This window comes from Acidovorax sp. GW821-FHT09A11 (genome assembly GCF_059418365.1).
The window spans coordinates 435,129-459,281 of record NZ_JBWKPS010000003.1 but is presented as its reverse complement, the minus strand read 5'-3'; the positions used below and the strand labels follow the sequence as shown (position 1 = coordinate 459,281).

Here is a 24,153-nt window from a genome sequence, read left to right as displayed (position 1 = left end):
CTTCACCATGATTCACGGCGATATCTCCAGCAGCAAGGACACCGTCGGCGTGGCGGTGGTCAACTACAAGATGCCACGCCTGCACAGCAAGGCCGAAGTGCTGGACAACGCGCGCAAGATCGCGGACATGCTGGTGGGCATGAAGACCGGCCTGCCCGGGATGGACCTGGTGATCTTCCCGGAGTACAGCACCCACGGCATCATGTACGACGCCCAGGAGATGATGGACACGGCGGCCACCATCCCCGGCGAGGAGACCGAGATCTTCGCCGCCGCCTGCCGCAAGGCCAAGGTGTGGGGCGTCTTCTCGCTCACCGGCGAGCGCCATGAGGAGCACCCGCACAAGGTGCCGTACAACACCTTGATCCTGATGAACGACCAGGGCGAGATCGTGCAGAAGTACCGCAAGATCATGCCCTGGACCCCCATCGAAGGCTGGTACCCGGGGGACACCACGTACGTGAGCGAAGGCCCCAAGGGCCTGAAGATCAGCCTCATCATCTGCGACGACGGCAACTACCCCGAGATCTGGCGCGACTGCGCCATGAAGGGCGCTGAGCTCATCGTGCGGTGCCAGGGCTACATGTACCCCGCCAAGGAGCAACAGATTCTGATGAGCAAGGCCATGGCCTTTGCCAACAACACCTACGTGGCCGTGGCCAATGCCGCCGGGTTCGACGGCGTGTACAGCTACTTTGGCCACAGCGCGCTGATTGGCTTTGATGGCCGAACGCTCGGTGAATGCGGCGAGGAGGAATACGGGGTGCAGTACGCAGCGTTGTCAAAAAGCCTGATCCGCGACTTCCGCAGGAACGGGCAGTCCGAAAACCACCTCTTCAAGCTGCTGCACCGGGGCTACACCGGCATGATCAACTCCCGCGACGGGGACCAGGGCGTGGCCGCCTGCCCGTATGACTTCTACACCCGCTGGGTGAATGACCCCGAAGGCACCCGCAAGGCCGTGGAAGCCATCACGCGGCCCATGGTAGGCACCGAGGAATGCCCGATGGAGGGCATCCCCAACCCTGACAGCGCAGGCCGCAGCTGACGCCAAACGGGGAGTGTGGCGCGGGTTCGCCCGTTCGATGCTTGCAGCGGCCTGAGATCTTCAAACAGTGTCAACCGCCTGTGCGAGGCCCGCACTGCGCCCGATAATCGGCCCCCATGCGTGGGCCGTTCTTTTCTATCCTGTGGATGTCGTCCTGTGCGCTGCTGTGCGCCGTGCTCGGGGGCTGCGCGGGCAACGCGCCCACGCAGCGCGGCGAGGTCAAGGGCGCATCCGCCGCGCCCGGTGAGCTGGCCCAGTCCGACATGAACCGCCTGGCCACGCTGGCCATGCAGGAGAACCTGGAGGGCTTGTTCCGCCTCATGGACAAGCTCTACCGCCGCAACCCCGCCGAATGGCGCAAGACCAGCACCACCAGCCGAGAGCACGCCGCCGAGCAGGTGCGCACGGCCATCCTGCAGCGCCAGCCCTGGGCGCCACTGCAGGGGCGCCGTGACATCGCCGCGATGGGCTTTGCGCTGGCGCCGGAGTTTGCGGGAGACCGCGTGGCGGCGTTCATCCATGCGACGGCCGACATGATCATCACGGCCCATGGCGGCAAGACCGAGTTCTTCTTGCTCGACGGTGTGGATGCCCAGCACCTCTACAACGCCGCGCGCAATGTGGAAAGCGCCGTGTGGCTGCTGGCCCAGCGCCGCAATGCCCAGGGCCAGCCGCTGCTGCTGGCCGACGAAATCGGGCCCCAGGGCCGCAACCTGAGCTTCGAGCGCGAGTTCGGCAAGGTCATCGCGCGGCTCGACCTGCTGGCCGCCCTGACCACCGAAAAGTACCGCCGCGCTGCCATCAGCTACGTGCAGGGTATCGTGGGCGGGACTTTCCTGCAGTTTCTGCCGGTGCGTTAAGGGCGATTCGACCGCGTCCAGCGCGGGACGCGCCGTCAGCGCGCGCCGACGCGCATGAACGTTCCAGATGGAAACGTGGCGTTACACTTTGGCCACCCTTCCACTCCAAATCGGGACTTCACCATGCGCCAACGTGCATTGCTGTGGCTCACTGCGTTCTTGTTGGCCATGGTGGCCGCGACCGCAGCGCATGCCCAAGACGCGGACCTTTCCATCACAAAGACCGATGGAGTGACCACGGCCACGCCGGGCGGATCGGTGACCTACACCATCACCGCCAGCAATGCAGGGCCGGACCCCGCCGTCGGTGCCACGGTGGCGGACACTTTTCCGGCCGTGCTCACCGGCACCTGGACCTGCGTGGGCGCGGGCGGCGGCACCTGCACGGCGGCGGGCAGCGGCAACATCAACGATGGCGTCAATCTGCCCGCGGGCGGCTCGGTGACTTACACAGTGAGCGCCGCGATCAATGCGTCTGCGACGGGCACGCTGACCAACACCGCGACGGTGACGTCTGCCGTGAACGACCCCAACCCAGCCAACAACAGCGCCACCGACTCCGACACGCTCACGCCACAGGCGGATCTGTCCATCACCAAGACCGATGGCGTGACCACGGCCGTTCCGGGCGGATCGGTGACGTACACCATCACCGCCAGCAACGCGGGGCCGTCCAATGCGTCGGGGGCCGCGGTGCTCGATACCTTCCCTGCCGCGCTCACCGGCACCTGGACCTGCGTCGGCGCGGGCGGAGGCACCTGCACGGCGGCGGGCAGCGGCAACATCAACGACATCGTCAACCTGCCCGCGGGGGGATCGGTCACCTACACGGTGAGCGCCACGATCAGCGGTTCGGCGACCGGAACGCTGGTCAACACGGCGACGGTGACAGCGCCGGGCGGGGTGACCGATCCCAACCCCGCCAACAACAGCGCCACCGACACCGACACCCTCGCGTCGCAAGCCGACCTGGCCATCACCAAGACGGATGGTGTGACCACGGCCGTTCCGGGCGGCTCGGTCACCTACACCATCACCGCCAGCAACGCCGGCCCATCGAACGCCGCAGGCGCGGGCGTGGTGGACACCTTCCCCGCCGCCCTCACGGGCACCTGGACCTGCGTCGGCGCGGGCGGAGGCACCTGCACGGCGGCGGGCAGCGGCAATATCAGCGACACCGTCAACCTGCCCGCGGGCGGCTCGGTGACCTACACCGTCAGCGCGACGGTGAGTGCGGCGGCCACGGGAACGCTGGTCAACACGGCGACGGTGACGGCGCCGGGCGGGGTGACCGACCCCAACCCGGCCAACAACAGCGCCACCGACACCGACACCGTCACGCCGCAGGCGGATCTGGCCATCACCAAGACGGACGGCGTGACCACGGCCACCCCGGGCGGCTCGGTGACCTACACCATCACCGCGAGCAATGCCGGGCCCTCCGGCGTCGCTGGGGCAACGGTGGCGGACACCCTGCCCGCGGTGCTGACCGGCACCTGGACCTGCGTGGGCGCGGGCGGCGGCACCTGCACGGCGGCGGGCAGTGGCAGCATCAACGACACCGTCAACCTGCCCGCGGGCGGATCGGTGACCTACACCGTCAGCGCCACGGTGGGCGCGTCGGCGACGGGGACACTGGTCAACACCGCGACCGTCGCGGCCCCAGGTGGCGTGACCGACCCCAACCCCGGCAACAACAGCGCCACCGACACCGACACCATCGCGGCGGCCCCGAGCGCGATTCCGTCCCTGTCGGAATGGGCGCTGTGGCTGCTCGCCGGCCTGGTGCTGCTGGTCGCGCTGGGCCAGCGCCGGCAGATGCGCTGACCGCGGGCGGGCCAACTACAATCGGCCCCTGGTCCAAGGAGCGTTGCAGCGGCTTGCCGTGCCCTGGTGGGGCATGGCGGCTCGTCAGGCTTGGGCCGCGCATCCCTCAGTACATTGACAACGACGCTCACCTGAACCCCCTTGTGCCGCGCAGGTGAGCCTTATGTCAGATTTGTCCGTCCCCCCCATGAAGTTGTCCGGCCTGGAGCCTGTCTCCATTGGCGAGGGCACGCTGTTCGTCAACATCGGCGAGCGCACCAACGTCACCGGCTCCAAGGCGTTCGCGCGCATGATTTTGAACGGCCAGTACGAAGAGGCCCTGGCCGTGGCGCGCCAGCAGGTGGAGAACGGCGCCCAGGTCATCGACATCAACATGGACGAGGCCATGCTCGACAGCAAGGCCGCCATGGTGCGCTTTCTGCAGCTCATCGCGTCCGAGCCCGACATCGCGCGCGTGCCCATCATGGTGGACAGCTCCAAGTGGGAGGTGATCGAAGCCGGCCTGCGTTGCGTGCAGGGCAAGGGCATCGTCAACTCCATCTCCATGAAGGAGGGCGTGGACAAGTTCAAGCACGAGGCGCGCCTGGTGCGCCGCTACGGCGCCGCTGCGGTGGTCATGGCGTTTGACGAAAAAGGCCAGGCCGACACCTACGAACGCAAGATCGAAATCTGTGAACGCGCCTACCGCATCCTGGTCGATGAAGTGGGTTTCCCGCCCGAAGACATCATCTTCGACCCCAACATCTTCGCCGTGGCCACCGGCATCGAAGAGCACAACAACTACGCCGTCGATTTCATCGAGGCCGTGCGCTGGATCAAGCAGAACCTGCCGGGCGCCAAGGTCTCGGGCGGCGTGTCGAACGTGTCGTTCAGCTTCCGGGGCAACGACCCCGTGCGCGAGGCCATCCACACCGTGTTCCTGTACCACGCCATCAAGGCGGGCATGGACATGGGCATCGTCAATGCCGGCATGGTGGGTGTGTACGACGACCTGGAGCCCGTGCTGCGCGAGCGCGTGGAAGACGTGGTGCTCAACCGCCGCCCCGACGCCGGCGAGCGCCTGGTCGAGATCGCCGAAACCGCCAAGAGCGGCGCCAAGGACGAGAGCAAGAAACTCGAATGGCGCGGCACGCCCGAGCACCCCAAGACCGTGGGCGAGCGCCTGTCGCATGCGCTGGTGCACGGCATCACCGACTTCATCACCGAGGACACCGAAGAGGCCTACCGCGAGATCCTGGCCAGGGGCGGCCGTCCGCTGCACGTGATCGAGGGCCCGCTCATGGACGGCATGAACGTGGTGGGCGATTTGTTCGGCGCTGGCAAGATGTTCCTGCCCCAGGTGGTGAAAAGCGCGCGCGTGATGAAGTCCGCCGTGGCCCACCTGATTCCGTACATCGAGGAAGAAAAGCGCCAGGACGAACTGGCCGGGCGCGACGTGCGCAGCAAGGGCAAGATCGTCATCGCCACCGTCAAGGGCGACGTGCACGACATCGGCAAGAACATCGTCACCGTCGTGCTCCAGTGCAACAACTTCGAGGTGGTGAACATGGGCGTGATGGTGCCCTGCCACGAGATCCTGGCGCGCGCCAAGGTCGAGGGCGCCGACATCGTGGGCCTGTCGGGCCTGATCACCCCCAGCCTGGAAGAAATGCAGTACGTCGCGGGCGAGATGCAGAAGGACGAGCACTTCCGCATCAAGAAGATCCCGCTGCTCATCGGCGGCGCCACCACCAGCCGCGTGCACACCGCCGTGAAGATCGCGCCGCACTACGAAGGCCCCGTGGTCTACGTTCCCGATGCCTCGCGCAGCGTCAGCGTGGCGCAGAGCCTGCTGGGCGACGGCGTGCAGAACTACGTGGACGAGCTGAATGCCGACTACGACAAGGTGCGCATCCAGCACGCCAACAAGAAGGCCACGCCCCTGTGGCCCCTGGCCAAGATCCGCGCGAACAAGACACCCGTGGACTGGTCCGCCTACCAGCCCGCCGTGCCACGTGCGCTGGGCCGCCGCGTGTTCAAGAACTTCGACCTGGCCGAGCTGGCCAGGTACATCGACTGGGGCCCGTTCTTCCAGACCTGGGACCTGGCCGGCCCGTACCCCGCCATCCTCACCGATGAGGTGGTGGGCGTGGAGGCCACGCGGGTGTTTGCCGATGGCCAGGCCATGCTGAAAAAAATCATCGAAGGCCGGTGGCTCACGGCCAGCGGCGTGATGGCGCTGCTGCCCGCCAACAGCGTGAACGACGACGACATCGAGTTCTACACCGACGACACCCGCACCGAGGTCGCCATGACCTGGTACGGCCTGCGCCAGCAAGCGGAAAAGCACACCATCGACGGCGTGACCCGCCCCAGCCGCTGCCTGGCCGACTTCGTGGCGCCCAAGGAAAGCGGCATTGCCGACTACGCCGGCATGTTCGCCGTGACGGCGGGCCTGGGGATCGAGAAGAAGGAAAAGGCCTTCATCGACGCGCTGGACGACTACTCCGCCATCCTGTTCAAGAGCCTGGCCGACCGCCTGGCCGAAGCCTTTGCCGAAGCCCTGCACCACCGCGTGCGCACCGACCTGTGGGGCTATGCCGCCGGCGAGGCGCTGAGCAACGACGACATGATCGCCGAGAAGTACCGCGGCATCCGCCCCGCGCCCGGCTACCCCGCCTGCCCCGACCACAGCGCCAAGAGCGAGCTGTTCCGTGTGCTGCAGTGCGAAGACATCGGCATGACCCTCACCGAAAGCCTGGCCATGATGCCGGCGGCCAGCGTGAGCGGCTTCTACATCGGTCATCCGGATGCCGTGTACTTCAACGTCGGCAAGATCGGTGAAGACCAGTTGCACGACATGGCGCAGCGCCGCAGGATGGATGAGAAGGTGCTGGAGCGGTTGCTGGCGCCGAATCTGTGATGCTATTGATTTTATAGCATCTGGCACTTGATGGATAAGCGCCAGGGGCTGATTTGATCGAATGGACAGAAAGGCCCCGCACGCGGGGCCTTTCTGTTGGTGGCTTTGCCGGAAAGCGCTTCGCAAGCCATGGGCCTGCCTCCAGACCGGCGCGCCTGCGCCATGCCTGGCGCGTGTTTTCGGCAGTGGGAACCCTACTTCAGGAGGGATGCTATTTGCCAGGGCGCAGCATGTAATCAGCCACGATTGGGACAAGCTCGGTGCGGCGCTGCCGCTGCACTTTTCACAGGACAGTGGCTCCCGCCGTGGGCCGCGCAGGGCCCGCCCAAGCACAAGACAAAGAACTGTGTAGGGGCGATGCCAATGCTGCGTTTCCATGGATTTCCGGAGGGGCTCCGTCATGCGGCCCTGCGCCTGCTGGCTTGCGCGGCGCTGCTGGCGGGTTTGCTGCAGCCTGGCATGGCCAGCGCCGCGCACACCTCGCTCATCTGCCCGGCCAAGGGTGGTGGGGTCACGCAAGGCGGCACGGTCACCATCGACGTGACCGACTGCACGCCAGGTATTGGCTGGGCGGGCACCGGTCCGGTGGACGGGCCGGCGTTACCTGTGCATGGCAGTGCCAACCTGCGCATCACCGGACCGAACTGGGTCCTGGACTACAGCCACAATGGCAACAGCGCCACCAGCGACTACTTCGAGTTCACCGACGCATCGGGCAACGCCACTGCGCAAAGCGTCGTGGGCGTGACGGTCACCATCCATCCCTCGTCGTCTCCCATTGCGGTCGCACCCGCAACATTGCCCGCCCTGACGGCGGGCACGCCGTTTTCGCAGGCCCTCAGCGCCAGCGGCGGCACGGCGCCATACACCTACACGCTGCAAGGCGGCGCGCTGCCCCCGGGCCTCGGCCTGGCCGGTTCGGGCGCCATCACCGGCACGCCCACCCGGCGCGGGGGCTACACCTTCAGCGTGCGCTCCACCGACCATGGCGGCCTGTTCGTGGACAAGGGCTACACCGGCACGGTGGGCAACCCGAGCCTGGCGCTGGCCACCCCCACGGGCACGGCGGTGCAGGGCCAGCCCTTCTCGCAAGCACTGGCCACCACGGGCGGTGTGCCGCCCTACAGCTATCAGCTGGAGACGGGCAGCCTCCCGGCGGGCATCAGCATCTCCGGCGCGGGCGTGGTCAGCGGCACCACGGCGGCGTCCCTGGGCAGCTACCCGGTGACCTTGCGGGTCACGGACGCCAGCACGGGGCCTGGGAGCTATTTCGAGCTGGAGAACTACACGCTGGTGGTCAGCCAGCAGCCCGTGCTGTCCATCAACGACGTGGCGGCCAGCGAAGGCAATGCGGGCATGGCCCATTTCAGTTTCACGGTCAGCCTCAGCGCGCCCGCCGGGCCGGGCGGCGTCACCTTCGACATCGCCACGGCCAATGGCACGGCCACCGCGGGGGCCGACTACGTGGCGCACAGCCTCGCGGGCCAGGCCATACCCGCAGGCAGCAGCACCTACCCCTTCGTGGTGCAGGTGCCGGGCAATGCGCTCTTCCAGCCGGACAGGACGTTTGGGGTGAATGTGACCAATCTGGTGAATGCCGTGGCGGGCGACGCGCAGGGCCAGGGCACCATCGTCAACGACGACGCGGCCCCCAGCCTGTCGATCAACGATGTGACCGTGGTGGAGGGCCACGGCGGTACCACCGGCGCCGTCTTCACCGTGTCCCTGAGCGCGCCGAGTGGCTTCACCACCAGCGTCAACTACGCCACGGCCAACGGCACGGCCACGCAGTCCGGCGACTACACCGCCACCAGCGGCACGCTGACTTTCACGCCAGGGCAAACCTTGCTCACCATTACGGTGCCCGTGGTCGGCGACACCACGCCCGAGGCCCACGAGACCTTCTTCGTCCACCTGAGCGGCGCCGTCAACGCCACCATCGCCGACAACCAGGGCCTGGGCACCATCACCAACGACGATGTGCCTGTGGCCGTCGGCCCCGGCACCCTGCCAGTCGGCACGGTGGCGGCGGCCTACAGCCAGACCCTGGCGGGCAGCGGTGGCGCAGGCCCTTATGCATTCGCGGTGACGGCGGGCGCGCTGCCCACGGGGCTGGCCTTGTCCACCGGCGGGCTGCTCGGCGGCATGCCCACGGCGGGCGGTGCGTTCAATTTCACGGTCACCGCCACCGACAGCAGCGCCTTTCCGGGGCCGTATGCGGGCTCGCAGGCCTATACCCTGGCCATTGCCAGCCCCACGGTGTCGCTGGCCCCCGCCACCGTGCCGGGCGGCACGCGCACCGTGGCCTACAGCACTCCGCTCGCGGCATCGGGCGGCACGGCGCCGTACACCCATGCCGTCACGGCCGGGGCGTTGCCAGGCGGGCTGCTGCTCAGCGCGGGTGGCGTGCTGTCGGGCACGCCCACGGCCACGGGGTCCTTCAACTTCAGCGTGACCGCCACCGACAGCAGCACCGGCACCGGCCCCTACACCGCCACGCGCGCCTACACGCTGGTGGTGGCCGATGCGGCGCCGGTGGCCAGCCACTCGGCGCACACGGTGGCCTATGGCTCCAGCGGCAACGCCGTGCCGCTGAGCCTCTCCGGCGGGGCGGCCACGTCGCTGGCCCTCACCACGCCGGCCGCGCACGGCACGGCGATGGTCAGTGGCACCACCCTCCAGTACACGCCCACGCCGGGCTATGCGGGCAGTGACAGTCTTGCCTATACCGCCACCAACACCTCCGGCACATCGTCGCCCGCCACCGTCACGCTGACCGTGAGCCCGCCCACCCTGGTGGTCAGCCCCAACAGCGCGCAGACCGCCACGGTGGGCAGCGCCTACACCCGCACCTTCACCTGGAGCGGCGGCGCCGCCCCCTACACGGGCCTGCAGGTGCAGAACCTGCCCGCGGGCCTGTCGGTCACGGCCACCACGGCCGACAGCGCCACGGTGTCGGGCACGCCCTCGGTGGCCGGTGCGTTCAACCTCCACCTCACCGCCACCGACAGCAGCACCGGCGCCGGCCCGTTCAACGGCGCGCAGGCCGTGGCGCTCACGGTGGGAGCCCCCACCGTCACCCTGGCGCCTGCCACGCTGCCCGCTGCCGGCGCGTACAGCGCCTACAGCCAGGCCCTCGCGGCGGCCGGTGGGCTGGCCCCGCACAGCTATGCCGTGAGCACCGGCGCCTTGCCCCCGGGCCTGGCGCTGAGCACGGCTGGCGTGCTGGCCGGTACCGTGGGCGCACCGGGCACCTACCATTTCACCGTCACGGCCACCGACGCCAGCGGGGCGGCCTATGCAGGCAGCCAGGCCTACACGCTGCAGGTGGCGCTGGCGCAGACCTACAGCGGCCCGTCCCCCACGGGCTCGGGCACCATCACGGCCAGCTTTGGCGGCGGCGGTGCGGGGTGCGTGTTCGCCAGCGCGCAGTTCATCCCGCCGTCGGGCCACGCGTCCAGCCCGCCCGCCCACAGCGCCCCGGCGGGGGTGCAGTTTCCGCACGGGCTGTTTGACTTCGCCACCACGGGCTGCACGCCGGGCAGCACGCTGCAGTTCACCATCACCTACCCCGGCGCGCTGCCGGCCCACACCCAGTACTGGAAGTACGGCCCCACGCCGGCCAGCCCGCCCAACGCGACGCCACGCTGGTACACCCTGCCCGCCGGGGTGGCGGGCGCGGTGGCGACCTTCTCCATCACCGACGGCGCCCTGGGGGATGATGACCTGGCCGCCAACGGCGCCGTCGTGGACGCGGGCGGCGCGGGCTTCGGGCTGGCCGCCACGGCCGTGCCGCTGGGCGACGGGCTGATCTGGTGGCTGGCCCTGGGACTGCTGGCCGTGGCCGCAGGCCAGCGCCGCCGGGGCGCGGGGTAATGTGCAGTTGATATGAAAATCATAGCTGCCAGCGCTTTTGGAATAAGCGCTGGGGCCTCATTTCATTCAAAGATTGCAGCCATCCGCTCCCTGCAAGATTCAGCCGCCCTGGCCTTGCGGCAGCCGGGCAATCACCTTGATCTCGAACTGAAACCCATACAGCCAGGTCACGCCAATGCCCGTCAGCGTGGGGTGGGGCGCCTCGCCCCAGAACTCGGGCACGATGCTCCACACCGCTTCAAAGTTCGCCTCGGGGTTGACGACAAACATCGTCACGTCCACCACGTCGTCAAAGGTGCAGCCCGCCGCCTGCAGCACCGCGTCCAGGTTGGTGAACGCCCGCCGCACCTGCGCCTTCAGGTCGGGCTCGGGCGAGCCATCCTCGCGGCTGCCCACCTGGCCCGACACGAACAGAAAACCGTTGGACCGCACCGCCGGCGAATAGCGGTTGCGCTCGTACAGCGCCTGGCGACCGGCCGGAAACACCACATCACGTTGGGCCATGAAAAAACTCCTTCGGTGGGGCCGGCAAGCCGCCCCGTGTTGACGATGAAGGCACTGTAGAAGCGCGGGGCCGGCCGATAAACAGGCAAGCCTGTCCATCACTGTTCTTAGAATCCAAACAATCGCGGGCCGTACCAGGCCCATTGCAGCGCGGCACGGGCTCGACCCGTGCACCCCCACGGGCCCCTGAGGCGGCCGTACCGGAGCATCCTCATGGACCGTTTTGACGCAATGCAGGCCTTCGCGCGGGTGGTGGAAACCGGCAGCTTCACCAAGGCGGCGGCAACCCTGCACATGAGCAAGACCACGGTGACCCAGCTGGTGCAGCAACTGGAGGCACGCCTGCGGGTCCGGCTGTTCAACCGCACCACGCGCAAGGTCCATGTCACCGCCGATGGCGCCGCCTACTACGAGCGCGTGGTGCGCCTGCTGGCCGACCTGGACGACGCCGAGACCAGCCTCTCCACCGCCGCCGCCGCGCCCCGGGGCCGCCTGCGGGTGGATGTGCCCAGCCCCCTGGCCCGGCTCGTCCTCGTCCCCGCGCTGCCCGCGTTCCACGCGCGGTATCCCGACATCCAGCTCGACATGGGCGTGAGCGACCGCCGCGTGGACATGCTGGGCGAGAACGTCGACTGCGTGGTGCGCGGCGGCACCCTCACCGACCAGTCCCTCATCGCCCGCCAGGTGGGCGAGCTCGCACTGCGCGTTTTTGCCGCTCCCAGCTACCTGCGGCACGCGGGCGTGCCCGCGCACCCGGGGGAGCTGGAGGACTCGCACCACCGCATCGTGGGTTTCCTGTGGGCGCGCACCGGCAAGCCGGTTCCCTATGCCATGCGCCGCGGCGGCGAGAGCATCCACGTGCAGGGCCGCTACGTGTGCGCGATGGACGACGGCAATGCCTACCTGGCCGCAGGGCTGGCCGGCATGGGGGTGCTGTGGCTGCCCAGCTACATGGCGCGGCCGCACGCGGCCAGCGGCGAGCTGGTGCCATTGTTTGAAGGCTGGACGATGGACCCCATGCCCCTGTACGTGGCCTACCCGCCCAACCGCCATGTGAGCGCCAAGGTCCGGGTGTTCATTGACTGGGTGGTGGAGCTGATGGCGCTGCATGCACCGGTGGCGGTGCGGCGTGCCGATGAAAGCTATTGAAAATATAGCATTCAGGGTTCATGGATAAGCGCCCGGGGCCCATTCAGCTTCAGGATGGTCGGTCAACCCAAACCGCTGAAGCCCGCCGCGCAGCCATCAACCGCCAGGAAACCTACCCCTGCGCGCCCGCCGCCATCTCCAGCTGCATCATGATCATGTTGACCAGCGTGTGCACCGTGGGGCGGCCGGTCTCGATCACGAAGTGGGCCGTTTCGCGGTACAGGCCGTCGCGGTGCGCGTACAGCTCGCGCAGCTTGTCCATGGGGTTGCCCACCTGCAGCAGTGGCCGGGTCTTGTCGTGCTTGACGCGGCGGTAGATCTCTTCGGGCGAGGCGCGCAGGTACAGCACGTTGCCGAAGCGGCGCAGCACCTCCCGGTTGGCCGGGCGCAGCACGGCGCCGCCACCGGTGGAGAGCACCATGCCGCCAGGCTCCTGCGCCACCTCGGCCAGGACCTGGGACTCGACATCGCGAAAGCGCGCTTCGCCTTCCGCTTCGAAAAAGCTGCGGATGGTGGTGCCGAGGGTCTGCTCCAGCCGGTGGTCCAGGTCGACGAATGGAACACCCGCCCGGTGGGCGAGTTGCCGGCCGATGGTGGATTTGCCCGAGCCGGGCATACCGACCAGTGCACAGCGAATCTGCATAAATTTCCTGTTGTTATGGCTGCCCAACTGGACGCAGAGTGTAAGGCGGCGGGCGCTCAGAGCGCGGCGTACACCAGGGCCGGATACAGCTCGCTCAGGTAGCGCAGTTGTCCCGGGGCCTGTGTGAGCAGGATGGCGAACAGGTCCTGCGCCGGGTCCACGAGGAAGAAGGTGCCGCCCAGCCCGCTCCAGCTGTAGTGCCCCGCCGAGCCGGGGCGCGTCGCCAGCCCGGTGGCCGTGCGCACCGCCACGCCCAGCCCGAATCCGTAGCCGGGGGGCAGCACGTCGCCGGCTGTGGGGATGCCGCCCAGGTGGTCCGCCGTCATGAAATCCACCGTGGCGCGGCTGGCCAGCCGCACGGGGCCGTCCGTGCCTTCCAGGGTGCCCCGGCCCAGCAGGAGCTGCAGGAAACGCGCGTAGTCCGCGGCGGTGGACACCAGCCCGCCCCCGGCGGATTCAAACGCGGGCGGGGCGGCCACGTCGATCAGCGCGACCTCGGTACCCGTCTGCGGGTCGCGCGCGAAGGGCTCGGCCAGCCGGTGCAGGTTCCGGGGAGGGACGCTAAAGCCCGTGTCGTGCATGCCCAGGGGCCCGAACACGTGGCGCTGCAGGATGGTGCCCAGGGGCGCGCCTTCCACCACCTCGAGCACGGCGCCCAGCACATCCGTGGCGCGGCTGTACTCCCAGCGGCTGCCGGGCGCATGCACCAGCGGCAGGGGGCCCAGCGCGGCCGCGAGACCGGCATTGGTGTGGCGGCGCGAACCAATGCGGGCAGCGCGGTACAGGTCGGGCACCGGGCCCGCCTCCCACGCGTAGCTGAGGCCGGCGGTGTGGCGCAGCAGGTCGTGCACGGTGGCCTCGCGCGGCGCGGGTGCCCGCTGGCCGGTGGCCGGGTCGTACACCTGCTGCCCGGTAAACGCGGGCAGGTAGTGCGACACGGGGTGTGCCAGCAGCAGGCGGCCTTCCTCCATGAGCATCAGTGCCACCAGCGAGGCAATCGGCTTGGTCATCGAGTAGATGCGAAAGAGCGTGTCGTGCGCCATGGCGGGGGCGTCCGCCCCGGGGCGCTGTGCGCCCACCGCCTGGTGCAGCACGGTGCGGCCCTGGTGGTGCACCAGCGCCACCGCGCCGGGCAGCAGGCCCTGGTCCACATGGGCTTGAAGTACGTGGCACAGGCGTGCCAGGGGGGCTGGGTGCATGGGTTCCTCGAGACGGTGGTGGCAATGGGCCCCGTGCACGTTCCGCGTGTCGGAACGTCGCCGGTGGTGGACGGATTGTTTCAGTCTGTTGCGGCATCCCGCGGCGGCAAGTCGCGCAGATGACTGGCGCACCCGCCAATCGCTGGGTGATTACCCTGAAATGTTCTGCACAGCGGAATACGAGGTTGGGCATCCGGGGCTTCGTTATTAAGCTGGCCCGGCCTCGACCGCAAGGGGATCGCGCCGCTTCGGCGCATCGCGTGCGGCATGCGGGGCGGCTGGGCCGATGGCCGCAGCCTGTCTGCAAACCTACCAGGAGCACGACGATGGAGACACGCCCCCGCGGGGACGCCCCGAGCCCACGCCCCGAGGCCATGCCGCCCGCGCAGCACGGCCGCGCACCGCTCGCAGGGAGGGGCGGTTGATGGACCTGTTCCTGCAGCAAGTGCTCAACGGCCTCACGCTGGGCGGCATCTACAGCCTGGTGGCCCTGGGCCTCACGCTGGTGTACGGCATCCTGCACGTGCCCAATTTCGCCCATGGCGCGTTCTACATGGCCGGGGCGTTCGTGTCGTGGCTCCTCATGGCGGCCTGGGGCTTCAACTACTGGGTGGCGATGGCGGGCTCGGCCCTTGCCGTGGCGCTGATCGGCGTGGTGTCGGAGCGGCTGGTGTTCCACCCGCTGCGCAATGCCTCGGGCCTGCATCCGATGATCGCGGCCATCGGGGTGCTGCTGTTCCTGGAGGCCGGCGCGCAGGCCCTGTGGGGCGCGGACTTCCACCGCATGCAGACGCCGTACACCGGCATCATCGACCTGGGCGGAGTCACGGCGCCGGTGCAGCGCCTGCTGATCATCGCGGCGGCCTTCGTGCTCATGGTGGTGCTGCACCTGTTCCTCAAGAAGACGGTGACGGGCTCGACCATCATCGCCATGGCGCAGAACCGCGATGGCGCGTCGCTGGTGGGCATCGACGCGAACCGCGTGGCCATGCTCACCTTCGCCATCTCGGGCGCGCTGGCCGCGGTGGCCGCCACGCTGTATGCGCCCATCAACCTCGTGTACCCGGCCATGGGGCACCTCGTGATCACCAAGGCCTTCGTGATCATCATCCTGGGGGGCATGGGCAGCGTGCCCGGCGCCATCATCGGGGGGCTCATCATCGGATTTGCCGAGAGCTTCGGGGCGTTCTACATCTCCACCGACTACAAGGACATCATCGCCTTCGTGCTGCTCGTGGCCATCCTGTCGGTGCGTCCGCAGGGCCTGTTCACCAAGGGGGTGCGCTGACATGGCATTCCTGGAAGGCAAATGGGGCTGGGCCCTGCTGCTGGCCGCCGGGCTGGCGTTTCCCCTGTTCGTGGGCAATGACTACCACCTCACGGTGATGGGCACCGCCTACATCTTTGCGATCGCCACCATCGGCCTGAACCTCATCACGGGCTACACGGGGCAGTTCAACCTGGCGCACAGCGGCTTCATGGCGGTGGGCGCCTACACGGTGGGCATCCTCACGGTGGACCACCAGGTGCCGTTCTGGGTGGCGTTCGCGCTCTCGGGCGTGGTCACCACCGTGCTGGGCTTCTTCATCGGCGTCCTGTCGCTGCGGCTCAAGGGGCACTACTTCTCGATCTTCACGCTGTGCGTGGGCTACATCATGTTCCTCGTGATCGAGAAATGGGAAGGGCTCACCCATGGCACGGTGGGCATCATCGGCATCCCCGCCCCGTCGCCCATCGGGGGGCTGCGGTTCGACACGCCGCTGGCGCTGTACTACCTGGCCTTCTTCTGGCTGGTGGTGGGCATGTGGGCCATGCGCCGTATCGTCAACTCGCTGCTCGGGCGCACCTTCATGGCCATCCGCAACAGCGACGAGCTGGCTGAGTCGCTGGGCATCAACCTCATGCGCAACAAGGTGCTGGCGTTCATGCTGTCGGTGTTCTACGCGGGTATCGCGGGGGGGCTGTATGCGGGCTATGTGCGCTTCATCGGGCCCGGCGTGGCGGGGGTGGAGCACACCTTCGACATGACCATGTACATGCTCATCGGGGGGCTGGGGACGCTGCTGGGCCCGTTGCTGGGCGCGCTCGCCATGCCCTGGCTCACGCAGTACCTGCAGTTCCTGCAGGAGTACCGCTTCCTTGTCTTCGGTCCCATCCTCGTGCTGCTGGTGATTTTCGTGCCGCACGGCATCGTGGGCACCTACCTGGGCTGGAAGGCACGCCGCGCCACCCGGTCGTCCGCCACACCGCCCGCAGGAGGCGACCGTGCTTAAGATCGAACACCTCACCAAGCGCTTCGGCGGCCTGGCCGCCGTCCACAACGTCAGCACCACCATCGAGGCCGGCAGGATCAACGCGATCATCGGCCCCAACGGTGCCGGCAAGACGACGTTCTTCAACCTCATCAGCGGAATGCACCGGCCCAGCTCGGGCACCATCACGCTGGAGGGACGCGACGTGACCTCGCTGCGCACCGACGAGGTGGCGCGCCTGGGCGTGGCGCGCACCTTCCAGACCACGGCGCTCTTTGACATGGCCTCGGTGCTGGACAACCTCATCGTGGGCCACCGCCTGCGCACGCGCTCGGGCCTGCTCGACGTGCTGTGCAATTCCAGCCGCCTGCGCGAGGAAGAGCGCATCTGCCGCGAGAAGGCGCGCGAGGCGCTCGATTTCGTGGGCCTCGCGCACCTGGAAAACCGCATGGCGGGCGACATCTCGCAGGAGGAGCGCAAGCGCGTGGCCTTCGCGCTGGCGCTGTCCACCGGGCCGCGCCTGGTGCTGCTGGACGAGCCCGCCGGCGGCGTGAACCCCGACGAGACCGAAGGCCTGGCCCAGCTCATCCGCAAGATGGTGGCCCATGGCCTCACCGTGTGCCTGATCGAACACAAGATGAACATGATCATGAGCCTGGCCGACAAGATCATGGTGCTGAACTACGGCGAGAAGATCGCCGAGGGCACCCCCGCCGAGATCCGCGCGAACCCGGCCGTCATCGACGCCTACCTGGGGAGCGAGCATGCTGCAGCTTGACAACCTCTCGCTCAAATACGGCAGCTTCCAGGCGCTCAATGGCGTGAGCCTGCATGCCCGGCAGGGCGAGCTGGTGGTGCTGCTGGGCGCCAACGGCGCGGGCAAGAGCTCGATCTTCCTGACCATCAGCGGCATCCACAAGGCCGCCGGGGGCAGCATCCGCTATGGCGACAGGGAGCTGGCGGGCATGAAGCCCTCTCAGATCGTGCAGCACGGCGTGGTGCAGTGCCCCGAGGGGCGCAAGCTGTTCCCCGGCATGTCGGTGCTCAAGAACCTGATGCTGGGCGCCTACGTGCACCGGGGCGACACGGCGGGCAGCAGGAAGGTGCTGGACGAGGTGTTCGCGCTGTTTCCCATCCTGGCCGAGAAGAAGGACGACCCCGCGGGCTCGCTCAGCGGCGGCCAGCAGCAGATGGTGGCCATCGGCCGCGCCATGATGGGCCGGCCCAAGGTGCTGCTGCTCGACGAGCCCTCGCTGGGCCTGGCGCCGCTGGTCATCAAGCAGACCTTCGAGGTCATCCAGCGCATCAACCAGGCCGGCACCACGGTGCTGCTGGCCGAGCAGAACGCGTTCGCGGCGCTCAAGATCGCGCACCGCGCCTACGTCATCGAGAGCGGCCGCATCGTGATGGAGGGCGACCGCGACAGCCTCATGAACAACGAGGCCGTGCGCCGGGCCTACATCGGCGCATAGGAGATGAGGAGCAGCCCCCCGCGGCGCCGCGCGCGTGCGACGGTAGTGCCACCTGTTTGACGACCCTGACTCGCAAGAGCCGCTTTTTCAGAAACCCCAAGGAGACATCAGCATGATCACGAAACGCAAGACCATCCTTCGACTCGGTGCCAGCGCCTTCGCGGTGGCCGCACTGCTGGGTGCCACCGGCACCGCCTTCGCCCAGCAGGTCGTGAAGATCGGCTACTCGGGCCCCTTGAGCGGCGGCGCCGCGCTGTACGGCAAGAACGTGCTCAGCGGCATGGAGATGGCGGTGCAGGAGATCAACGCTAAGGGCCTGGAGGTGGCCGGCCAGAAGGTCAGGCTCGAGATCGTCGCGCTGGACGACAAGTACAACCCCAGTGAAACCGCCATCAATACCCAGCGCCTGGTGCAGGAGCACAAGGCTCCCGCGGTGCTGGTGCCGCATTCGGGCGGCAGCTTCGCGGTGATGGCCACCAACGAGGCGCAGAAGGTCCTGCTGCTCTCGTACACCAGCGTGCCGCAGATCACCGAGCGCAACAACAAGCTCACGCTGCGCATCCCGCCCGAGTTCACGTCCTACGTGAAGCCCTTCGTGAACCACGCCATGGGCAAGTACGGCAAGAACGTGGCCATCGCCAATGCCGACCACGACTACGCCAAGGCCTGGACAGCCGCCTTCAAGCCCGCGTGGGAAGCCGCGGGCGGCAAGGTGGTGGCCGAGAACCCCATGTCCTACAACCGCGCGACGGACTTCTACAGCGGCGTGAGCCGGGTGCTCGCCTCCAAGCCCGATGTGCTCTTCATCGGCGGCGCGTCCGAGCCCACGGGCCTGGTGATCAAGCAGGCGCGCGAGCTGGGCTTCAAGGGGGGCTTCGTGATCATCGACCAGGCCAAGATGGACGAGATCGGCAAGATCACCGGCGGCTACGGCCCCCTGGAGGGATCGATCGGCGTGCTGCCCGTGGTGGAGGACAGCTCGCCGGTGACCAAGGCCTTCGTGGAGCGCTTTCGCAAGACCCACCCCGGCCGCGACCCGAGTTCCGAGGTCTCGCTCAACTACACCACCGTGCACGCCACCGCGCTGGCGATGAAGCTCGCGGGCAGCACCACCGACGCCGCCGCGATCCGCGCGCAGCTGGACAAGGCCTTCAAGTCATTGCCCACCGAAAACAACCCGCACGAGATGGACGGCGTGAACGAGCGCGGCGGCTCCACGGCCAACACCCGCGTGGCCATCGTGGAAGGCGGCAAGGTCAAGGAGATCCGGCTGGACGCGCTGGCCAAGTAGGTCGGCGCGGGCCCTGGCCCGCCACGCCGCGCCACGCAGGGCCTGCCACGGAGAAGGGGCAGGCCTTTTTTTTGCAAGGGATCCTGCCGTGCACCGCGCGCTGCCCCGGCGCGGGCTGACTCCTGGATTTGCAGTGCTTTTGGCTGCTAACGCTTGACTGGCAAGCGTAAGGCGCTATAAAAAGTGAAGCATCAGGCGCGCGGACCCGCCCCGGGAGGTGCGCTGCGCTCCTGTTCCTGCAGCTCGCGCCACTGGACCTTGCCCGTGCCCGACTTGGGCAGGATGTCCACGAACTGCACGCGGCGCGGGCTCTTGTAGGCGGCCATGTGGTCGTGGCTCCAGTCGATGATGTCCTGCGCGCTCACCTGGCCCTTGAAGGCGTCGCGCAGCACGACCACCGCCTTCACGGTCTCGCCCCGGCGTTCGTCGTGCGCGGCGATCACGCACACCTCCTGGATGGCGGGGTGGGCGTACATCATGGCCTCGACCTCGGCGGGCCAGACCTTGAAGCCCGATGCGTTGATCATGCGCTTCAAGCGGTCCACCATGAAGAAGTAGCCGTCCTCGTCCACCTGCGCCAGGTCGCCGGTGCGCAGGAAGCGCTTGCCCTCCAGGGTGATGAAGCTGTCGGCCGTGGCCTGCGGGTTGTTCCAGTAGCCCACCATGACCTGCGGTCCGTGCACCACGATCTCGCCGGTCTCGCCCGGCGGCAGTTCGGCGAACGTCGCGGGGTCGACCACGCGCGCATCCACGTCGAACACCGGGATGCCCAGGCATTGCGGCTTGGGCCGGTGCGGCGGGTTGATGTGCGTGGCCGCCATGGTTTCGGACATGCCGTAGCCCTCCACGTAGTCCAGCCCCGTCAGCTCCTTGAGGCGCTGCGCCACCGCCTTGGGCATGGCCGCGCCACCGCCCCGGATGGCCTGCAGGCTGGAGATGTCGTAGTCGCCGATGCGCGGGTTGGCCAGGAAGTCCACCACCATGGTGGAGATGGCCTGCCAGATGCTGATGCGGTAGCGCTGCATGAGCCGGGCCGTGGCGTCGCGGTCCCAGCGCGGCAGCACCACCACGGTGGCGCCCACGAACAGCGGCCCGTTCATGCTGCCCGACATGCCCGTGACGTGAAAGAGCGGCAGCACGGCCAGATAGGTCGCATCCTGCGTGCGCGAGAACCATTGCGCGCCGCCCACCAGCGTGCTCATGGCGCTGCGGTGCGTGTGCATGCAACCCTTGGGGTGGCCGGTGGTGCCCGAGGTGTAGGGCATCACGCACAGGTCATCGGGCCCGGCGGTCAGCGGGCCGGGCGCGAGCCGCTGCGCCAGCATGTCGCTCCAGAGCGTCACGCCCGGGGCGGCGATGGCCTCGCGCGGCGCGCAGACGAACGCGGGCACGGGCAGGTCGGTGGGCACCTGCAGGTAGTCGCTGTAGGCCGCGACGATCAGGTGCTCCAGGCCGGCGCCACCCTGCGCCCCGCCCACCAGCGGCTGCGCCTGCGCATGCAGGTCCTGCGGCAGGAAGGCCACGGTGGCCCCGCTGTCGTGCACATAGTGGCGCAGCTCGTCGGTGAGGTTCATGGGGTTCACCGGCACCACCACGGCATTGGCGCGCAGGATGCCGTAGAACGCCAGGATCCACTGCGGGCTGTTCTGCATGTACAGCAGCACCCGGTCGCCGGCCTTCACGCCGCACCGCTGCTGCAGGAAACCCGCGATGTGCTCGGCCTCCTGCTGGAACTGCCGGAAGGTCACCAGCGTGTCGTAGAACACCAGGAACGGCTTGTCCGGGTAGCGCGCCGCCGAAACCTCGGCGTTGTGGAACAGGTTGGTCTGCGGCAGCGTGAGGTGGCGGGACAGCCCCGGGGGCCAGTGGGCAAGGTGGCGGTCGGACATGCGGGGCGGGCTCCTGAAGGCGTGGTTCGGCGGCGGGGCGGTCAGCCGCGTTTCAGATGGCGTGCCAGCTCGTCCTTGGCGATGGCATTGCGGTGCACTTCGTCGGGGCCGTCGGCAAATCGCAAGGTACGTGCCTGGGCATAGGCGGCCGCGAGCGGGAAATCATCGCTCACCCCGCCGCCGCCATGCACCTGCATGGCCCAGTCGATCACCTGGCAGGCCATGCTGGGCGCGGCCACCTTGATCATCGCGATCTCCTTGCGGGCGACCTTGTTGCCCACGGTGTCCATCATCTGCGCGGCATTGAGCACCAGGAAGCGCGCCTGGTCGATCAGGATGCGCGCGTTGGCGATACGCTCGCGCGTGACGCCCTGGTCGGCCACCTTGCGGCCAAACGCAGTGCGGCCCAGGGCGCGCTGGCACATCAACTCCAGCGCGCGCTCGGCCACGCCGATGAGGCGCATGCAGTGGTGGATGCGCCCGGGGCCCAGGCGGCCCTGGGCGATCTCGAAGCCACGGCCCTCGCCCAGCAGGATGTTGGCCACGGGCACGCGCACGTTCACGAAGCTCACCTCGCCATGGCCGTGCGGCGCATGGTCGTAGCCGAACACGGGCAGCGCGCGTTCCATGGTCACGCCGGGCGTGTCCATGGGCACGAGGATCATCGACTGCTGCTGGTGCCGGCTGGCATGGTCGGGGTCGGTCTTGCCCATGAAGATCAGGATCTCGCAGCGCGGATCGGGCGCGCCCGAGGTCCACCACTTGCGGCCGTTGATGACGTAGTGGTCGCCGTCGCGCACGATGCGGGCTTCGATGTTGGTGGCGTCCGAGGAGGCCACGTCGGGCTCGGTCATGGCGAAGGCCGATCGGATCCGGCCGTCGAGCAGCGGCAGCAGCCAGCGCTGCTGCTGCTCGGGCGTGGCATAGCGCGCCAGCGTTTCCATGTTGCCGGTGTCGGGCGCCGAGCAGTTGAAGGCCTCGGGCGCGATGTGCGAGCGGCCCATGATCTCGCACAGGGGCGCGTATTCCAGGTTGGTCAGGCCCGCGCCCAGGTTGGATTCGGGCAGGAACAGGTTCCAGAGGTTGGCGGCCCGGGCCTTGGCCTTGAGGTCCTCCATCACCTGGGTGGGCTGCCAGGCGTTGCCGGCCTTGCGGTTTGCGGCCACCTCGTGGTGGTATACCGGTTCGGCGGGGTAGATGTGTTCTTCCATGAACGCCGTCAGGCGCTGCTGCAGGTCGACGACCTTGGGGGAGTAGGTGAAATCCATGAAGGGGTGCTTTCCGCAAAGGGCAGGGAATGGCGCGGTGTCAGATCAGGCTGGCGCCGCCGTCCACCACGATCGCGTGGCCTGTGATGTGGCGCGAGGCCTCGGAGGCGAGGAACACCACGGCGCCCTTGAGGTCCTCTTCGCCGCCGATGCGGCGCAGCGGGGTGCGCTCGATCATGGCCGGGCCCAGTTTGTCGATGAGGCCGCTGGCCATCTTGCTCGGGAAGAATCCGGGGCAGATGGCGTTGACGCGGATGCCGTAGTGCCCCCATTCGGAGGCCAGCGTGCGCGCGAAGTGGATCGCCGCGGCCTTGGAGGTGTTGTAGGCAATGGTGTTCATGCCCGGCGGCGTGCCCTTGATGCCGGCCACCGAGGCCGTCACGATGATGTTGCCCTTGCCGCGCGGAATCATGCAGCGCTTGCCCACCTCGCGCGAGAGGAAGAAGGGCGCGTTCACATTGAGGTCCATCACCTTGTGCCAGGCGGCGTCGGGGTGGTCCTCGGCCTTGGCGCCCCAGGTGGCGCCCGCGTTGTTGACGAGGATGTCGATGGTGCCAAAGCGCTCCACCACCTGGTCCACCAGGCCGGGGATGTCCCCGGTCTTCTGCAGGTCGTTGACCACGGTCAACACCTCGCAGCCCAGGCCTTCCAGGTGCTTTTTCGCTTCGGCCAGCTCATCGGCCTTGCGGGCCGTGATGGCGAGCCTGGCGCCCATCTCGCCCAGGGCCTCGGCCATCTGCAGGCCCAGGCCGCGCGAGCCGCCGGTGACCAGGGCGACCTGGCCGGTGAGATCGAAGAGTTGCTTGACGCTCATGAGAAGGGCTTTCGTTGGAAGTGCGTGGAGCGCGCGGGCTCGAAGGCGACAGGGCGCCCGGGCATCGCGCTGCCGTGGGATGGGGAAAGGTGCGGGGCACCACGCTCGCGGCGCGGAACCCGCAACTGCACTTCATGCTAGTCGGGGCCGCACCCGATGTAAAACGCGAGCTGTCACCTGCGAAACTCGGTGCGTGCCCGCGAAGGCCCGCCAGCGCGGTCTTCAGCGGTAGACCGCGGTCTCGATGCGGGCCACGATCTCTATCAGCCGCGGCCTCACCGCATCGAGCAGGAAATCCTGCGGGACATTGAACGCGGGCCCGCCGCAGTTGATCACCATGGGCGGCAGCCCGCCCCCCGGCTGAAACCCGCGGGCGATCGCATTGACGTTCTTCTGCCAGTCACCGAACGACGTTGCCACGGACAGGCTGCGGTAGTCCTGCAGCGCCTGGTCGATGCCCAGCTGCACCTGCGGCCACGCGGTTTCGTCGCGGCCCTGGATCTGGGCCAGCACCGCGCTGCGCTCCTTGGCCGGCACGGCGGCGAGCCAGGCGCGCCCCATGGCGGACGTGGCCAGCGAGATGCGCGAGCCCACGTCCAGGCTGAGCGTGTGCAGGGCCGCGCTGCGGCAGTTCTCGACATAGATCATCGACAGGCGGTCCCGGGTGCCCATCGACACCTCGGCGCCCGCGAAGTCGGCCAGTTCCTGCATCAGCGGGCGCGCGACCTGGCGCACGTCCAGGCGCACCAGCATCGAACTGCCCAGCGACAGCGTGGCGGTGCCCAGGCGGTACTTGCCGCAGGCCTCCACGTGGATGAGGTAGCCCAGCCGGGTGAGGGTGGCGGTCAGGCGCGACACGGTGGATTTGGGCAGGCGGCAGCGTTGCGCGATCTCCTGGTTGCCCAGGAGCTTGTCGCCCGCGCGAAAGCAGGCCAGCACCTCCAGGCCCCGGGCCAGCGCCGTCACGAAGTGCCGGTCCTGGGGAGGCCGCGCCAGGGGCGCGCGGGGAGTGTGGGCAGGGCGGGGCGGCGGCATGGGCGCATTATGGCGATGCGGTTCCATGGGCCTGCCTGGCGCCGGGCGGCCGCTGTGGGAGCGCACCTACCTGCACAGCGGTGATCCGCGCATGGACGCAACGGCCTTGCGGCCTTAGGCTGTG

Annotated in this window: 18 protein-coding genes and 1 riboswitch; of the genes, 11 read left to right on the top strand and 7 right to left on the bottom strand. The window is 68.4% G+C overall.

From position 1 onward, the window contains the following. Window positions 1-7: 7 nt before the first annotated feature. The 5 genes from AC07PV_RS09720 to AC07PV_RS09700 all read left to right on the top strand — a co-directional run bounded on the left by AC07PV_RS09720 (window position 8) and on the right by AC07PV_RS09700 (window position 10,513). Window positions 8-1,048, top strand: a complete 1,041-nt coding sequence (locus AC07PV_RS09720) for an aliphatic amidase (protein WP_494630097.1) — start codon at window positions 8-10, stop codon at window positions 1,046-1,048. A 146-nt stretch (window positions 1,049-1,194) separates the two neighbouring features. Continuing rightward, window positions 1,195-1,908, top strand: coding sequence for a hypothetical protein (locus AC07PV_RS09715; RefSeq protein WP_494630096.1), 714 nt, complete (start codon window positions 1,195-1,197; stop codon window positions 1,906-1,908). A gap of 123 nt (window positions 1,909-2,031) precedes the next feature. Next, entirely contained in the window at window positions 2,032-3,735 is a 1,704-nt protein-coding gene (locus tag AC07PV_RS09710; protein ID WP_494630095.1) for an IPTL-CTERM sorting domain-containing protein, read from the top strand. A gap of 29 nt (window positions 3,736-3,764) precedes the next feature. After that, window positions 3,765-3,871: riboswitch (S-adenosyl-L-homocysteine riboswitch) on the top strand. A 51-nt stretch (window positions 3,872-3,922) separates the two neighbouring features. Then, window positions 3,923-6,637, top strand: coding sequence for a methionine synthase (gene metH, locus AC07PV_RS09705; RefSeq protein ID WP_492244773.1), 2,715 nt, complete (start codon window positions 3,923-3,925; stop codon window positions 6,635-6,637). 357 nt (window positions 6,638-6,994) lie between these two features. Then, window positions 6,995-10,513 carry a putative Ig domain-containing protein gene (locus AC07PV_RS09700; protein ID WP_494630093.1) on the top strand — a complete coding sequence of 1,173 codons (3,519 nt, stop codon included), beginning with the start codon at window positions 6,995-6,997 and terminating at the stop codon, window positions 10,511-10,513. Window positions 10,514-10,612: 99 nt separating this feature from the next. On the opposite strand, the gene AC07PV_RS09695 is transcribed toward AC07PV_RS09700, so the two are convergent. Then, complete coding sequence (locus AC07PV_RS09695) at window positions 10,613-11,017, bottom strand: RidA family protein (RefSeq protein WP_218296562.1); 405 nt, start codon at window positions 11,015-11,017, stop codon at window positions 10,613-10,615. Window positions 11,018-11,230: 213 nt separating this feature from the next. Between AC07PV_RS09695 and AC07PV_RS09690 the strand changes: the two genes are divergently transcribed. Further along, on the top strand, window positions 11,231-12,166 hold the full coding sequence (locus AC07PV_RS09690) for a LysR family transcriptional regulator (RefSeq protein ID WP_492244771.1): 936 nt from the start codon (window positions 11,231-11,233) through the stop codon (window positions 12,164-12,166). A gap of 112 nt (window positions 12,167-12,278) precedes the next feature. On the opposite strand, the gene AC07PV_RS09685 is transcribed toward AC07PV_RS09690, so the two are convergent. Together AC07PV_RS09685 and AC07PV_RS09680 are read right to left on the bottom strand one after the other, a co-directional pair. Beyond that, window positions 12,279-12,809, bottom strand: a complete 531-nt coding sequence (locus AC07PV_RS09685) for a shikimate kinase (RefSeq protein WP_218296564.1) — start codon at window positions 12,807-12,809, stop codon at window positions 12,279-12,281. A 56-nt stretch (window positions 12,810-12,865) separates the two neighbouring features. Continuing rightward, a complete protein-coding gene (locus tag AC07PV_RS09680) occupies window positions 12,866-14,008 on the bottom strand; it encodes a serine hydrolase domain-containing protein (RefSeq protein WP_494630091.1) in 1,143 nt (380 codons plus the stop codon). Between the two features lie 424 nt (window positions 14,009-14,432). On the opposite strand from AC07PV_RS09680, the gene AC07PV_RS09675 reads away from it, so the two are divergent. The 5 genes from AC07PV_RS09675 (at window position 14,433) to AC07PV_RS09655 (ending at window position 19,023) form a co-directional block, all read left to right on the top strand. Continuing rightward, window positions 14,433-15,296 (top strand): branched-chain amino acid ABC transporter permease, encoded by an 864-nt coding sequence (locus tag AC07PV_RS09675; RefSeq protein WP_494630090.1) that lies wholly within the window; start codon window positions 14,433-14,435, stop codon window positions 15,294-15,296. A 1-nt stretch (window position 15,297) separates the two neighbouring features. Further along, a complete protein-coding gene (locus AC07PV_RS09670) occupies window positions 15,298-16,281 on the top strand; it encodes a branched-chain amino acid ABC transporter permease (RefSeq protein ID WP_494630088.1) in 984 nt (327 codons plus the stop codon). Then, the gene (locus tag AC07PV_RS09665; protein ID WP_494630086.1) at window positions 16,274-17,038 is read left to right on the top strand and encodes an ABC transporter ATP-binding protein; all 765 of its coding nucleotides are present in this window, start codon (window positions 16,274-16,276) and stop codon (window positions 17,036-17,038) included. Before AC07PV_RS09670 ends, AC07PV_RS09665 begins: the two co-directional genes overlap by 8 nt. Then, window positions 17,025-17,732 carry an ABC transporter ATP-binding protein gene (locus AC07PV_RS09660; protein ID WP_218296569.1) on the top strand — a complete coding sequence of 236 codons (708 nt, stop codon included), beginning with the start codon at window positions 17,025-17,027 and terminating at the stop codon, window positions 17,730-17,732. Before AC07PV_RS09665 ends, AC07PV_RS09660 begins: the two co-directional genes overlap by 14 nt. A gap of 112 nt (window positions 17,733-17,844) precedes the next feature. After that, window positions 17,845-19,023, top strand: a complete 1,179-nt coding sequence (locus AC07PV_RS09655; protein ID WP_218296570.1) for an ABC transporter substrate-binding protein — start codon at window positions 17,845-17,847, stop codon at window positions 19,021-19,023. Between the two features lie 191 nt (window positions 19,024-19,214). On the opposite strand, the gene AC07PV_RS09650 is transcribed toward AC07PV_RS09655, so the two are convergent. From AC07PV_RS09650 to AC07PV_RS09635, 4 genes are all read right to left on the bottom strand, one after another. Then, window positions 19,215-20,912: a long-chain fatty acid--CoA ligase gene (locus AC07PV_RS09650; protein WP_492244769.1), complete on the bottom strand. Its 1,698-nt coding sequence runs from the start codon at window positions 20,910-20,912 to the stop codon at window positions 19,215-19,217. Window positions 20,913-20,953: 41 nt separating this feature from the next. Further along, window positions 20,954-22,180: an acyl-CoA dehydrogenase family protein gene (locus AC07PV_RS09645; RefSeq protein ID WP_218296572.1), complete on the bottom strand. Its 1,227-nt coding sequence runs from the start codon at window positions 22,178-22,180 to the stop codon at window positions 20,954-20,956. A gap of 40 nt (window positions 22,181-22,220) precedes the next feature. Further along, the gene (locus AC07PV_RS09640; protein WP_218296573.1) at window positions 22,221-22,994 is read right to left on the bottom strand and encodes an SDR family oxidoreductase; all 774 of its coding nucleotides are present in this window, start codon (window positions 22,992-22,994) and stop codon (window positions 22,221-22,223) included. Between the two features lie 222 nt (window positions 22,995-23,216). Further along, the gene (locus AC07PV_RS09635; RefSeq protein ID WP_494630084.1) at window positions 23,217-24,029 is read right to left on the bottom strand and encodes an IclR family transcriptional regulator; all 813 of its coding nucleotides are present in this window, start codon (window positions 24,027-24,029) and stop codon (window positions 23,217-23,219) included. Window positions 24,030-24,153 lie beyond the last annotated feature (124 nt).